This window comes from Vagococcus allomyrinae, from assembly GCF_017829975.1.
GTDB classification, from domain to species: domain Bacteria; phylum Bacillota; class Bacilli; order Lactobacillales; family Vagococcaceae; genus Vagococcus_D; species Vagococcus_D allomyrinae.
In genome coordinates this window covers 268,373-282,520 of sequence record NZ_JAEEGA010000001.1, presented here as the reverse complement: position 1 = coordinate 282,520, position 14,148 = coordinate 268,373, and the positions used below count along the sequence as shown (strand labels likewise).

Annotated in this window: 10 protein-coding genes; 5 read left to right on the top strand and 5 right to left on the bottom strand. The window is 40.5% G+C overall.

The window, feature by feature from the left end:
• Positions 1–17 precede the first annotated feature (17 nt).
• Positions 18–4,916, bottom strand: coding sequence for a hypothetical protein (locus I6N95_RS01170; RefSeq protein WP_209524503.1), 4,899 nt, complete (start codon positions 4,914–4,916; stop codon positions 18–20).
• A gap of 960 nt (positions 4,917–5,876) precedes the next feature.
• Between I6N95_RS01170 and I6N95_RS01165 the strand changes: the two genes are divergently transcribed.
• Positions 5,877–6,398 carry a DUF308 domain-containing protein gene (locus tag I6N95_RS01165; RefSeq protein WP_209524502.1) on the top strand — a complete coding sequence of 174 codons (522 nt, stop codon included), beginning with the start codon at positions 5,877–5,879 and terminating at the stop codon, positions 6,396–6,398.
• 55 nt (positions 6,399–6,453) lie between these two features.
• Here the strand turns inward: I6N95_RS01165 and I6N95_RS01160 are convergent, their stop codons facing one another.
• On the bottom strand, positions 6,454–6,915 hold the full coding sequence (locus tag I6N95_RS01160) for a phage tail protein (protein WP_209524501.1): 462 nt from the start codon (positions 6,913–6,915) through the stop codon (positions 6,454–6,456).
• Positions 6,916–7,132: 217 nt separating this feature from the next.
• Here I6N95_RS01160 and I6N95_RS01155 point away from each other — a divergent pair, with 217 nt between their 5' ends.
• The 3 genes from I6N95_RS01155 to I6N95_RS01145 all read left to right on the top strand — a co-directional run bounded on the left by I6N95_RS01155 (position 7,133) and on the right by I6N95_RS01145 (position 10,265).
• The gene (locus tag I6N95_RS01155; RefSeq protein ID WP_209524500.1) at positions 7,133–8,677 is read left to right on the top strand and encodes a WD40/YVTN/BNR-like repeat-containing protein; all 1,545 of its coding nucleotides are present in this window, start codon (positions 7,133–7,135) and stop codon (positions 8,675–8,677) included.
• Positions 8,678–8,872: 195 nt separating this feature from the next.
• A complete protein-coding gene (locus I6N95_RS01150) occupies positions 8,873–9,727 on the top strand; it encodes a sialate O-acetylesterase (protein WP_209524499.1) in 855 nt (284 codons plus the stop codon).
• A 25-nt stretch (positions 9,728–9,752) separates the two neighbouring features.
• The gene (locus I6N95_RS01145) at positions 9,753–10,265 is read left to right on the top strand and encodes a PadR family transcriptional regulator (RefSeq protein ID WP_209524498.1); all 513 of its coding nucleotides are present in this window, start codon (positions 9,753–9,755) and stop codon (positions 10,263–10,265) included.
• 118 nt (positions 10,266–10,383) lie between these two features.
• Here the strand turns inward: I6N95_RS01145 and I6N95_RS01140 are convergent, their stop codons facing one another.
• Positions 10,384–10,830, bottom strand: a complete 447-nt coding sequence (locus I6N95_RS01140; RefSeq protein ID WP_245249183.1) for a GTP pyrophosphokinase — start codon at positions 10,828–10,830, stop codon at positions 10,384–10,386.
• A 245-nt stretch (positions 10,831–11,075) separates the two neighbouring features.
• Here I6N95_RS01140 and I6N95_RS01135 point away from each other — a divergent pair, with 245 nt between their 5' ends.
• Positions 11,076–12,515, top strand: a complete 1,440-nt coding sequence (locus I6N95_RS01135; protein ID WP_209524497.1) for a glycoside hydrolase family 1 protein — start codon at positions 11,076–11,078, stop codon at positions 12,513–12,515.
• Between the two features lie 98 nt (positions 12,516–12,613).
• Here the strand turns inward: I6N95_RS01135 and I6N95_RS01130 are convergent, their stop codons facing one another.
• Positions 12,614–13,243, bottom strand: coding sequence for an ABC transporter permease (locus tag I6N95_RS01130; protein WP_209524496.1), 630 nt, complete (start codon positions 13,241–13,243; stop codon positions 12,614–12,616).
• Positions 13,240–14,148, bottom strand: coding sequence for an osmoprotectant ABC transporter substrate-binding protein (locus I6N95_RS01125; RefSeq protein WP_209524495.1), 909 nt, complete (start codon positions 14,146–14,148; stop codon positions 13,240–13,242). Before I6N95_RS01125 ends, I6N95_RS01130 begins: the two co-directional genes overlap by 4 nt.

The window sequence follows — 14,148 nt, the reverse complement described above, 5'->3', positions numbered from 1 at the left end:
ACCTCCCATCTCCCTCACTAATCATTGGCTGGCCCGTCCACTAAACTCCAACTTAACGTTCCTGAGAATTGACCAACCTTTTGTTGTTTTACAGGTACTTGTAACTTAATCCCTTTTTCACCTTCACGCCAGGATTCAGTTACATTATATGTGCCATTACTTGTTAAAGTGTGGGTTTGAATGATAATATTGTCGGCAGTAATCTGTTGTTCGCCGTCGCTAACAAAACTCATCCGATTAGCTAATGTTTGACTGCCATTTGTCAATGGCGTTTCTTCTTTTAGCATCAACTGCCAAGCTTGTTTTTCTGTTCCTCGAGTGTCTTTTATTACCAAATCACCAACAATTGTTGGCCAGTATGTTTTTTCGCGATTGGCAATAATTTGATCACCAAAGTTAAAGGTTGTTGGGACTTCGTTTATTTCCAAAATCCCTGTAATTTTAACCTCAACTTCCTTGACAACTGTTTCTTCAGCTAATGAATAGGAATAAGCGATCTTGACAATTTTTAATAACTCTTCTTCCGTAGCTTGTTTTACTGCCAAAAAGGTTTGCAGATCTGATTGAGCAGCCCCTGTTGTTCCATCAGCAAAAATAGCCAATGGTTTAGTAAAGTCTGTCTCTAACTGTTCCTGATCCCTTAAACCATTAGCTTGCTCTAGCGTCATCTCCCCTGCTTGAGCATAAACACCTAACTGACGAGAGTCCCCAATAACGGTTTGGTCTTTTACCACCACGACCTTAACAACTTTTTCAGCTTGATTACTTGTAACAGTCCCAGCTTGATACGTAACAGTCGTTGGTCGTGACAATTGCCCTTCAGCTAAAGGTTGGCGAATAGCCCCTAGCACGCTTTCTGTTATATCATTTTCTAAAAATGGTCGCCCAGCAGCTTTGGTATAAGTTGCTAAATCAGCAGCATTTTTTATCAGCGCTGCTTCTGATTCTGTGATCAGCACGTTTTGAGCCATCAACTCTACCTTGTTGGAGTATTGAACCTTTATGGAATAACTGTAAGTCCCTGCAGGAGATTTCCACGTAACAGGATCAGAATTATTTTGTTCAGGTATCACGTTGTCCGCTAAACCAACACTCGTTGATTTAACGCGAGCATTGTACAGCCAAGAACCTGTTACAGCCGTTTCCGGTGTAAAAGTTAGCGTTGGCAATACCGCCTCATCAGAAGGGATAACCAAACGACCTTGTTGAACTTTTTTACCTGCTATTTCGGTTCCCCAGACTTTTAAGGGAATCGGTGTATTACCTTCCAAAACACTTGCCACATCGTGCATGATGTCACCAGCACCATCCTGAATAGGATCAATCACTTGGTAATCAATTACTGACCCAGGAATCATAATGCCGTAACCATTAGCCGCACCTGTCACATCGTTATCACCAATAAAGGTTTTTCCGGTAGCTTTTTCCCGTCCCATAAAATTGAGTGGTGTTAGTTTATTGGCATTCTGAACCGTTGGATTAACCGTCAGAACTTGGAAAGCATCTCGTGAGCCAAACCAAGTCCCTTTAGCAGTCACTTTTGATGTCTCAGTTGTTGTATTTTTAATCCAAGTCAAACGATCGTTATCTTGATCAACAAACTCAATGTCGCTGATATTGATGATCCCTGTTCCTTGACCAGACTCAATCGAGCTCTCGCCTTCAACAGTCAGCTTACCTGCTGAAATAAAATTGCTCCCAGTGGCAACACCTAAACCAGAATTCTCCATGAGATGAATATCACCAAACTCATTGTACGTTGTTCCATGATTAGCTGCCGTTGCACTAAGACCATTTCGAATATTACCACCATTGGCCATTAACGTTGTTTCATTTTGGATGGTCATCTTGGTAAAGTTGTTAATCCCAATACCAGCTACCATAATCGGTTCTTCTTGATTAGGATACTCACTTTGACCAGCTTCTCCTGAAACATTAACACCAAAATTGAAGGTCGAGGCAGTTGCCGGTGTTGCCGCAGCACTGTTCCGTGCCACAGTATTATTGATGACATCACTCGCACTTCCACCAGAAATCCCACCAATCGATTTCACCCGTTGAACATTTAACTTAACATCCCGAAGCAATTTACTGGCGGCCACATTATTGTATTGGGTCGCATACAGATTGCCAATTGTCGAACCAGGCGCATCAATGTTGATGTTCACTTGTCCTGACTTCGTATTAGCAGCTGCGCCCCCATCACCATAGATGTCCGCACCATTCAAAACATCACCAGCACTTTCATCTGCAAAAATATTCAGATTCATCGTATTACTGGTATTTGTTCCTAAAAAGGTGTTAACAGAATAAGGTTTACCTGCCGAAATAAATGTCCCTGACGGAAACTTAAAGGCTCCTTTGTAATTTCTCAAATCAATGGTTAAGTTGGAATCACCCGTAAGAGTTCCTTGTTGCGTGATTCCCGCTGAAAAACCACTGTTCCCAGTTCGTGGCAAGCCTGAAAAATCACCGCCGTACACATACATATGTGAATTACCATCAATTGTATGTGCAGCGCTGTCACCATAGGAAGCGCCCATTGAGGCATTTACAACACCATCGTGAACGTCAACATTGGCATCACCCACAACTTTCAAACTGTTCCAACCACCGCCAGATAAAAACCAGTCAACCTGTCCATTATTGACGATTGCTTTCGTTTCACCATAAACACGACGGTCATAATAACCAGCCCCTTCAAGCGTGTCGACAAATCCACCATTTAACGTGATATTTGTACTTCCCTGAGTCACACCGGAAAATCCAGCTCCATAGGTCCAACGTGCGATCGTATTATTAAGGACAACATTAGTATGTCCTTGAATAAAGACATCTGATGTCCAAGCACCGATTGAACCACCACCACCAACGATGTCAAATTGAGCAGCGTTGTTAATGGCAAATGAACTTCGGTTAGCGGCCGCATAATCCAGCCCTTCATTCATCGCCTTTGTCAAGGTAGCCGCTGCAATCGAATCACCATCATAGGCAAATCCTTCCCCGCCAGTTCGTCCATCTTCTCTAAGAGTTCCCATTGTGACATACGTATTCCCTTGAAGATATCCGCCCCAGCCGAAACCTTTTGTAAAGCCAATATCATCGCCACCAGCACTGACTGCTCCACCTAAAATATCGGTATAAATATCACCGTAAACTTTAAATTTAGCGCCAGCTTCAGCTAAATCATTTCGTTGTTGATCCGTCATGGCATCGTAGGTATCCAAATTGTTAGAACCATTAAGTGCATGGGTCAATCGTGTGACATTTCGACCACTGGCTCCATTGATTTGACCGATCGACCCTCTGTTGTAAGCTCCTGCTCGAATCGTATTTCGAATCCCTCCATTAATCGTCCCTTCACGACTATTAGCCCCATTATAATAAATAGTACCGGTCGTAAATTGACTTGTATCCAAATGATTGACAATGGCAATTCCTTCTGCCGATGAGCCAATGTCGCCAAAAGCTGAGCCACCATAATAGTCACGCCATGCGGCTGTCCAACCACCGTTGCCCTTCACTGTATTTGAGACGCTGCCCGAAATGTTACCGTAATTGACACCACCAAAATAGCTGCCAATTCTCATAGTTGTCGAAGCATTTTCACTAAAGATCGTCGATGTCACATTCCCTGTGACATTCGCTAAATTAGCCGTTGTCGTCCCTTCACCACCACCATAAAAATTAGTTATCGCACCAGACACATTTTTCACTTCTGTCGTGGTATTGCCATTGATCGTGCCAATTCTAGCTCCACCAGCTATTGTGTTAACTGCTCCAGTTGTATTATTAATTCGGATAGTCGTATTTCCGGTTATCGTGCCACTCGTTTGGTTACCGCCGTAAAAATTCCAAATACCGGTACCTGTTGTGTTCACTTCAACGGTTGGCGATTCAGTTAAATCACCACTGTCTGTCCCACCATAAATGGTGAACCCATTGCCAGAAGCGCCTCCATTTAAACTTAAATTTTTGCCTCCCATATAGATGGTGTTTCCTTGATAAACCAAATTTCGAATAATCAAGTCTGTACCAAAATAAATACCACTTGTAGTCAAGTTTACGGTTCTGACATTTGCTGGTGTTGTTGTGTTCATATTGATCGGGTCAGTTGCAGCCCCTGTCAGTGTCAGTGTTCCAACTTTCCCTTGGAGAGCGTAAAAGGTCGCATTTGTCGCATTCACCTCTGATGGCACAACTTTAGCGACTGTTGAAGCTGTTAAAGTAAGATTGGCTCCAAAGTAAATAGTAAAATCTCTGCCATCGCCATTGTGATACATCTCCGATAAGGCTGTTTTCATATTGGCATCAGTGGAGGTGTATTCCTTATATGGATCACTTCCAGTTGGTGAAGGAATCACAATCAATTTTGTCGTATCAGCGTTCTGGATGACATCAGCAATCGAGACGTTAAGAGCTCGACTTTTGGCTAATGCCGTCTTCTTGGTAGTCACAGCTGTCAGAACACAATCACCTGTTAAAACCTCTTGCTTTATCTCTTGCTCATTCAACAATTGACCGTCTAATTTCCAGCCTACCAATGTTTCAATTGCTTCATCAACCACTAAACTAGGAAAATCTATCGTAAGTAGTTGGTCACCTAAGTAACCTTGAGTCTCAATCGTCGATTCACCATTAGTAAAGGTATGATCTGCAGTTGCCTTAAACGTTATCTTAACCGTCTCATTGGTGCTCTCTTCCGAATCAGAGCTCACAGTTACAGGGCTATTATTGAGAGAGGTTGTCAACTTAGACATATAATCCGTTGGTAAAATAAGCGTCTTTTCTAAAGCAGTTGAGCTGATGGCTGACTCAAAAGTTTTTGTTTCTGCTACAGCAGTAGTGGCAGTGCTCACTGATGTTAAGCTAATTAAGCCAACCACTAACAAATTAAGAAACTTTTCCTTTTTCAATTTTGGGTCTCCTTTCTTTTTTAGTATTGATATGACATCTGATAAAAACAAAGACCTGTCATTTTCTTCCATTCGGCGAGCCTCAATCAGTTAACCAAAATAGCTAGTTGATTTGATAAACATCATTTTTCATATAACTTAATTACTGAACAAAATCACCAAATCATCTAGCGAATCATTTTGTATCACAAAACGTTAGTTAGCACGGTTAAACTAAAATACACTGCTCATCTATCCCCCTATTATTACTCACCGAACAAATTAATGATAAGCTATTATCGAACAAGAATTTTTAATAATTTTTTTGAAATTCAAAAAAAAATGTAAATCACAAGAAATAACCTCACTCATTCTGGAAGCACCTAACAGTCAACTGACACTCACTAAATAACGACCGTCATTTTTAAATACCCCATTGTTGAACCGGCATAAATGTCTCTCAGTTCTTTTTCCCCTCCTTTTTATCAAACAGAGCACTATTCACTATATTTAGTCTTTTTTCGAACAGCTTATGACACCCTCACATCCTCTACCTTATGATTACTTCAAAAATCAAATACGAATCACTGATTTATCATTTTCTAAACGAACTTTAGGTCTGAAATAAAACCATCCTTCTTTTTTCAGGCTAACTTTCAACTACATTATGGCAAATCAAATCGCTTTTTTCTACTTTTCAGTGTTATTTTTGACAAAAAGAACCTTTAAAAAAAACATAAATCCCCATTTAACAAGCTTTATCAAAAAAAAAATTACATAGTTCGAAAAAGGACTCCTTATTATTTCAATGTTTTTTTATAACCATAAATACCAAAAAAATCCAGCACACAAAGAAAAGGTTGAACTTACGTATGAAAGACTATGTTAGATATGATAAAAAAGGAACAGCGTTTAAAAAACCATTGACTATTATAAAATCTAGTTATATAATTCCTCCATAAAAGAAGGGAGTATTGCCAGATGAGAAAAGAAAAAAATAAGTTTTTACTTCAAGGAATTGTCTTATTGATTTTAGGGTTGTTATTTATCTCCAATCCAATTCAGCAAGGAGTCATCTTTTTGATGATTCTTGGTGGTCTGTTTACAGTTATCGGTATCGCCGCAATTATTGACGGATTGTTTATGACAAAAGGAATTAAATATAAGATTTTGCGTAGTTTAGAAGGGGTATTAGTCGCCGCTTTTGGCCTAATATTTTTTTTACGAAATCCTGCCAGTGGTGCAACCTTAATCATCAATTTTGTTGTCATCATGATGATCGTCTTAGCAATAAGTAATACACTTGCCATTTTTAAGTCAACAAATGGTTTAAAATGGTTGGCTATTGCCTTGAATATCTTAGTTATTTGGTTTGGAGTTCAATCATTATTTGATCCGCAACTTGCAATTGTTATTTTTTATTGGACCGTCTCTTTCCAATTATTTTTTACTGGCATCAATCACATCATGATGTATTTCTTAGTTTCAAACTTAAAAGATTAATCAGCTCACTACAAAGAACCTAGCAAACAGTTGCCTGTTTGCTAGGTTCTCTTAGTTAATAACACCCTTTAATGACAAAGTAAGACCCGCGAATCTCACCGGCAAGAGCTGATTTTTGACGAGCAAACTTAAACTTCGCGGCAAACTCTTCTGGAATGGTCATTCCCTCTGCTAGTTTAAAACCGACAGCACGTTTACCACCGTCCGCTATGCTATACATAACATTAACGGCCAAACCATTTTCATAAAAAACATACGCAAACCTCGTACCCTCTACAACAAAATTAGTTACTTCCAAAGGCTTATAGGGAAACGATAATTGGCGTTCCTTTAGCACAGACTCAATCCAACCAAGAGTTTCAGGATCTTCTGTTGCTGGGGTTGTCACAAATTCATGTTTAAATTTATTCCAAAAATAGCGCGCTTCATGAGCTCTTAAACCGGCAAGGCTTTCTGCTACTGGTGAACTCTCTAAACCAGTGGTTGAAACCTCTTTAAAATCAACTTTATAAGCCATCATAACCTCCCTTTCTTCTCGCTGCTAATTATAACAAATCATTCCACTATTCGAAAATAAGACGGCTTCTGCCTAAATACCGTTTTTGACCGTCCGCTCTATAAATCGACCCTTATTTTAAAAAAAGTACTTGAAACTCATTGCCATAACCCCATTTTCGTTTTATACTAATATAACTACTAAAGTAGTCAAACCAGACAATAGACGAGGTTACAATATGGATTTTGAATTGACCACAACTGACTTATTGAGCAAAAAAAGACAGATCATCTGTTATTACTACAGAGGTTATGTTCGCTTGCTGACTCTATTTGGGGTTATAGCCAGCCTTTCAGCGCTCTTCTTTTTTACTTTTGCCAATTTTATTTACCAGACGTTATTGCAAATAATTCACGGCTACATTTCTCAAAACCGCTTAACCACTCTGGTTAATATTTCTAAAAGCATTGGCTCATTTCTCTGCCTTAGCTGTTTCATATTCACCATGGCTATTGTGATTAAAATGATCTTACTTTATATTTTTTTCCCAGATTGGCTGAAAAAACAATTAAGCACCATTCAAGAAACAGTTGTTATCGGACAAACCCAGAACAACTATTTGCTCTCTCTCAAGAACAAACAGTTTACAATTAAAAAATCTACCAGCCAACTAGTAACCACTTTTCTTGAAGAGACCCAACTAAAAATTGGGCAGCGATCTGCACCTTTCGGTCTAGCCCCTGCTACATTATTCCTTTTAACGAGCAAACCAATTGAGACCTTAAATACTCCAAGTCGATGTAACTGGAACAAAATTTTTTTATTCCTTTTTTCTTTCGTGATGATTCTAGGAATAATGAGCGCCTGTATCTTTATGGTCCAAACAGAGAGTCATCAAGAGCTGGCCGATGAATTTAACTATCAACAAGGCATTCTTTCAAGAACTCTTAGTGAACCAGAAGTGAATGACACAGTAGTTACCCAAATTGGTGACACCCCGACTGATCACATTAAAGAACCTAACTATTTGCGACTCCAAGGGAAAGAACTTTACATGACCACTGATTCTGGTACAACTTGGCAATTTGTGCCAATTAAACCAGAGTGGTTACAGGAACAGCAGTCGCTAACACGCAACCTCCCTCAAAAGAATGACTGGCTGGAACAAACCTACAATATTGAATCTGAATTCTCCTGGTTTATTTTCTCACCGAACTCAGAAAGCCAATCCCTTTACCAATTATCATCCCGTGACAAGGGAAAAACTTGGCAAAAAAGCTTGATCACTAATCAATTCGGTCCCATTCGTTACCGCAAAGTAACCTTCTTTGAAGATGGTAGCGGCGTGGCAGTCTTCTCAACCACTTTCAGTCATTCTGAAGAATCTCTCAGAGTTTTCACCACTGCTGATTACGGTCAAACTTGGCGAAAAAGTGGCCGAACTCTGATTGGCAAACCTATTCAGAATGCTAGTTACCTATCACCAGCAGCTGGTTTTCTAGCCACACGGGAGGATCTATATTATACGCGTGACCATGGCCAATCCTTTAATAAGGCAACTATTACGATTCCTGAAGGCTATTCGGCAAATGAGCTAAGCTTTTTTCAAGCGCCTAATACCATTGTTGCCACAGGTTCAGCTAAACTAGAAGCAACCTTTCATCTGGCCAATGCCAAAGATCGACCTAATCGCAAAGTGTTTGCTTGTCTTTTTCAATCTGTTAATGAAGGGAAAAGTTGGACCTTTGTTCAACAACTTTCACAGATTGTCTCGATCGATTGACCGTCAAAAACTAGAGCCAACTTGGTTTCTAGTTTTTTTAGATTGAGCATATCTGGTTAAATGGAAAGATGACTAACCGAAAGTACGCCAATAATCCCAATAGCCCATTTGACATATAGTCTAATTAGACTATAATAAAGATGCCAAGGTCTAATTAGACTCTGGCAGTGATAAACGCAGAAAGAAGGCACAACTATGATACACTCATTTTTAATGTTAGGGCAATCCAATATGGCTGGGCGAGGGTTTGTCTCCCAGGTCCCTCCAATCTATAACGAACGAATCCAAATGTTGCGCAACGGTCGCTGGCAAATGATGACCGAACCAATCAACTATGATCGACCTGTGGCAGGTGTCAGCTTGGCTTCTTCATTTGCAGATGCTTGGTCCAGCGCTCATCAAGAAGAAATCATCGGCTTAATCCCTTGTGCAGAAGGTGGCAGTCCCATCGAAGATTGGCAGCCAGAAGGAGCGCTGTTTCAGCATGCCATCTCTCAAGCAAAGTTTGCCATGAAAAACAGTCAGCTATCAGGTCTCCTTTGGCATCAAGGTGAAAGTAACAGCATGGCTGGTGGCACTACTGATTATTACGACAAACTCTTAGTCATCGTCAAGGCTTTAAGGAAAGAATTAGCCGCACCAGACCTGCCGTTGATTATTGGGGGGTTAGGCAATTATTTAGGGGAAATTGGCTTTGGAGCAGGCTGCAAAGAATACCAAACGATCAATGATGCTCTGCAACGATTCGCCTTCGAACAAGGGAATTGCTATTTTGTCACAGCCGCTGAACTAACCTCTAACCCTGATGGGATTCATCTTGATGCTATTTCTCAACGGCGTTTCGGTTTGCGATATTTTGAAGCCTTTCAGCACCAACAACACGTGCTTGCCCCTTTACCTCATGAAGAAAAAACCCTGAGTGACATGGCTAAAAGACCACATACTCAAAATGAAAAGATCTACTTAGCCAGTTTGGAGATGGCTATGGGGGAAATCCCCTATTCTGAATTTGAAGCCAGAGTAGCTGCCTTGTATCAAAAACAAGCATAACACTGACATACCAGGAGGTTAAAAGATGATACCACTAATTATTTTGGGATTGCTTAAGCAGCAGCCGAATGCCTATGGCTATGAATTACTTTCCCTCATGGAAGAACGGCACTATCAGTACATCGTCAATTTCACCAAAGGCTCATTCTATTATAACTTACAACAGCTCGAAGAAAAAAAACTCATTGAAAAAGTGGACATAGTCAAACAAGCCACAGACAGAGAGGCACAACATTATCGAATTACCCAGCTTGGTGAAATAGAGTTTGACAAACTGATGTACAAATTCGGGGTAAAATCAGAGTATATCAATTTATCCTTTTACGGAGCCATGCTCTTTGCAGAAGATTATCCCAAAGACAAATTTCAACAAATTATTCAAGAACAAATAGCTGAATGCCGCAAAAAGATTACCTTATTAGAGCGTTCCATCAAGCAAGATCAGGGTTTGCCAGTTCATTTCAAACAGATGTTAGAAAATTCTCGCGCCCATCATCAGGTCAATTTAGCCTGGTTTGAAGACTTATTAAAAGAATAATCCACGGCTATTCACTTAGAATTATTCATACAACCATCGAAAAAAACAGCAGCTGAGAGCACTCTCCCAGATGCTGTTTTTTCTCATGACAATTAGTTGATTCCCTCACGAATTCACCCTACGTGTTTAAATAGTCAATGGCTTGTTGATACGCTTCAATTCTCTCAAAATCTGCCAAGCCAATTTCTGAGATACGACTTAAATCAGTATTGTGTTTCAATTCTGCCAACTTGACTGCTTTAGCTAGCGGATTCTCTTTGATCAAAGCTAAGTAATCAGCATAAGCTACTTCTGGCCTCTTCGTCAATAGATCTACCGCCTGGACAACCGTTTCTGGAAACCCACTTTTACGTAAATCATTTACGCCATAATTTGAGGCTTCAATGACGTCATGCAACAGAGCAACTGCCTTTTCTTCATCGGTCTCCATTTGATTGGCAACATAAATAGGGTGTTGAATATACTCGATTCCCCCTTTATCAACTTGCCCGTAATGAGCCTTTTTGGCAATTCTCAAGGCCAATGTACAGATATCACTCATAACTACTATTCCCCCAATCGCCATTTAGTTTATCTCTTCAAGGATATCATACTTATTCAACTTGTCACAATTAGAAACTGATCATTCTAAGACAACTATCTCCCATGAATTCAATATTGCCAAATCGCAAACAGAAGGGTATGATTTAATCACGCTGATGATTGTGACAAATACCAATCCACTTATCACAGTCATAAATCTTAAGCATAGGGCCATCACAAGCGAAAGTTGGCCTTTCATCACCACAGCAAACGCGAGGAGTGAATTATATGGATAAATTACAAATGCCAGCAAATTTTTTATGGGGAAGTGCCTCAGCTGCCTATCAAATCGAAGGTGCCTATCAAGAAGATGGCAAAGGACTGTCCAACTGGGATGAATTTGTCAAACTTCCAGGAAAAACCTATCAAAACTCGACCGGTGAAGTAGCCGTCGATCATTATCATCGTTTTAAAGAGGACGTGGCCTTAATGGCTGAGATGGGTTTAAAAACCTACCGCTTCTCCATTTCATGGGCTCGCCTATTTCCACAAGGGAGAGGAGAGGTCAACCAAGCAGGGTTAGCATTTTACGAAAACCTGATCGCTGAATGTTTGGCATACGGAATCGAACCGATGGTCACTCTCTACCATTGGGATATTCCCCAAGCACTGGAAGAGGCTTATGGCGGCTGGGAAAGCCCACAAGTCATTCAAGACTATCTTGACTATGCCCACTTCCTCTTTCAACACTTTAAAGACAAAGTCAACTATTGGATCACCATCAACGAACAAAATATCTTCACTACCTTTGGATGGATGACCGCCTTACATCCACCAGGTAAATTGCAGCAAGAAAAATTATTTTACCAAGTAAACCACCATGTCTTTTTAGCCCATGCCCAAGCAGTCATCGCCTTTAAAGAGATTATGCCTAATGGAAAAATCGGTGCCAGCTTTGCTTACAGTCCAAGTTATGCTTTAGACTGCGATCCTAAGAACGCCATGTCAAAACTTGATTTTGATGATTTGAAAAATTTTTGGTGGATGGATGTTTACGCATATGGGCGTTATCCTAAGAGCGCCTACCAGCACTTGGCCAAAAAAGGGGTCGCCCCTGTGGTCTCTGAAGCAGATAGCGAACTGCTTGTTAAAGCCGCTTCCAAAATTGACTTTATGGGGGTTAATTATTACCAAACTACAGTTTGTGAGTACAACCCGCTAGATGGTGTTGCCAGCACTGGCGAAATGAATACCACTGGGAAAAAGGGAACCAATCAAATCAGCGGTGTCCCAGGAATCTATAAAAATCCAACCAATCCGTATCTAAAAACAACTGATTGGGACTGGACGATTGACCCCATGGGTCTACGCTACGCTTGCAAAGAGATCACCAGCCGATACAACTTACCGATCATCATTTCAGAAAACGGCTTAGGTGCGTTTGATGAATTGACCGCTGACCATCACATTCACGATGACTATCGCATCGACTATTTGGCTCAACATATCAAAGAATTGATGATAGCAGTTGAAGAAGGTAGTGACATTTGGGCTTATTGCACCTGGTCATTTACTGATTTGCTTAGCTGGTTAAACGGCTACCAAAAGCGTTACGGCTTTGTCTACGTTGATCGTTCAGAGTCAGGTGGCAGTCTAGACCGCTACAAAAAAGATAGTTTTTACTGGTACAAAGAAGTTATTGCCAGTAATGGTCAATCAATCGACTAAAGTCAACCACTGACCGATGCAACTTAATAAAACAGCAAAAAGCAAGCCGTCCTTTTAATTGGATGGCTTGCTCTTTTAGGCTTAAGTTGGTCCTACAATTACTCATTCTCCTGTTTCACCAACCAATTAAACACTCGGTCCATCCCTAAGGCAATCAGAGCGCATAAAAAGGCCCCGACAAAAATAATCGATTTGCCATCGGTAATAGTGATCCCCCTTAAAATAATATCACCTAGGCCGCCCGCTCCAACAAAGGAGCCGATGGTGGTGATCCCCACTGAAATAACCAAAGCGTTGCGAACACCTGCTAAAATAACTGGCAAGGCCAAGGGTACCTTAACCATGTATAACACTTGAAAACGACTCATTCCAACGCCGCGAGCACTGTCCACATAGACAGGATCCACATTGTTCAACCCGACATAAGTATTGTTGACAATTGGCAATAACGAATACAAAAAAACAGTCGCTATTACCGTATTTTTCCCCAATCCCATGACGATCAACAAGACCGTTAACATCCCGATTGAGGGTATGGTTTGAATCACATTGATCATGCCAATCACCAAGGTAGCCACCTTCTGATTGACTGATAAAAAAACGCCAAGAGGAAAGCCAACGATAAGCGTTAGAACCACACCAATGACCGAAATGTAGATGTGAATTGCAAATTGATTGATGATGTAGGAGGCATTTGTACTCACATAATTCATTAATTCCTGAATCATTCTCTTTCCTCCTCAAAATACTGATGAGCTTCTAAAAATTCTTTGGCAATTAAAGCCGGCTCCACTAATTGACTATCGGACGCACCATTCATTTGTTGCATCGTTTCCGTTGTAATTGTATTTTCCAATTTAAGCAACACTTCTTCCAGTTGTGGGTTGTCTTCCAAGACCTTTGCTGTGGCCACTAAACTACAGGTATAAGGCGGAAAAAAGCTGCGATCATCTTCCAACATCACTAAATCATAGCTGGCGACCCGCCCGTCAGTTGAATAACCTAAAATAACATCCAATTCCTTTATCATCAAGGCATCATATAACAAGCCAACTTGCATTGGATAGACCCGCTTAAAGGTCATTTGATAGGCCTCAGTAAAAGCCTGATAACCATCCCCTTCTCGTTTATACCAAGTTTGGTCCGTTCCCAAATTTAATTGCTTTCCATATTTTTGTAAATCACTGACCTTGTTCAAACTATATTTTTCCGCTGTTTCTCTAGTAACCATAAAGGTAAACTGATTGGAAAAACCGTAACTTGGAAACCATTTAAACCCATAGCGATCTTGGAATTCTTTTTGAACTATCTTTAAGGCTTTATCCGGGTCTTTTTCAACCGATAAATTTAAGGTCCCAACTAAATCCGTTCCTGTATATCGAGGGGAAGCAATATCCAAATCGCCTCGCTCCATGGCGGCTTGCATCATGTTAGCTGAACCTAGATTATTTAAAAAGACCACCTTTTTGTCGGTATAATGGCTTAATAGTTCCACGACGATGTTTCCTAAAATCTGTGATTCTGACGTCACACCTCCAGAAACCGTGATCGTGTCATCCTGATCAGTTGCTGCCGTCACAACAAAAAAACTAAATAAACTAAGAAAACCGATGACGACGAACCATTTTTTCAT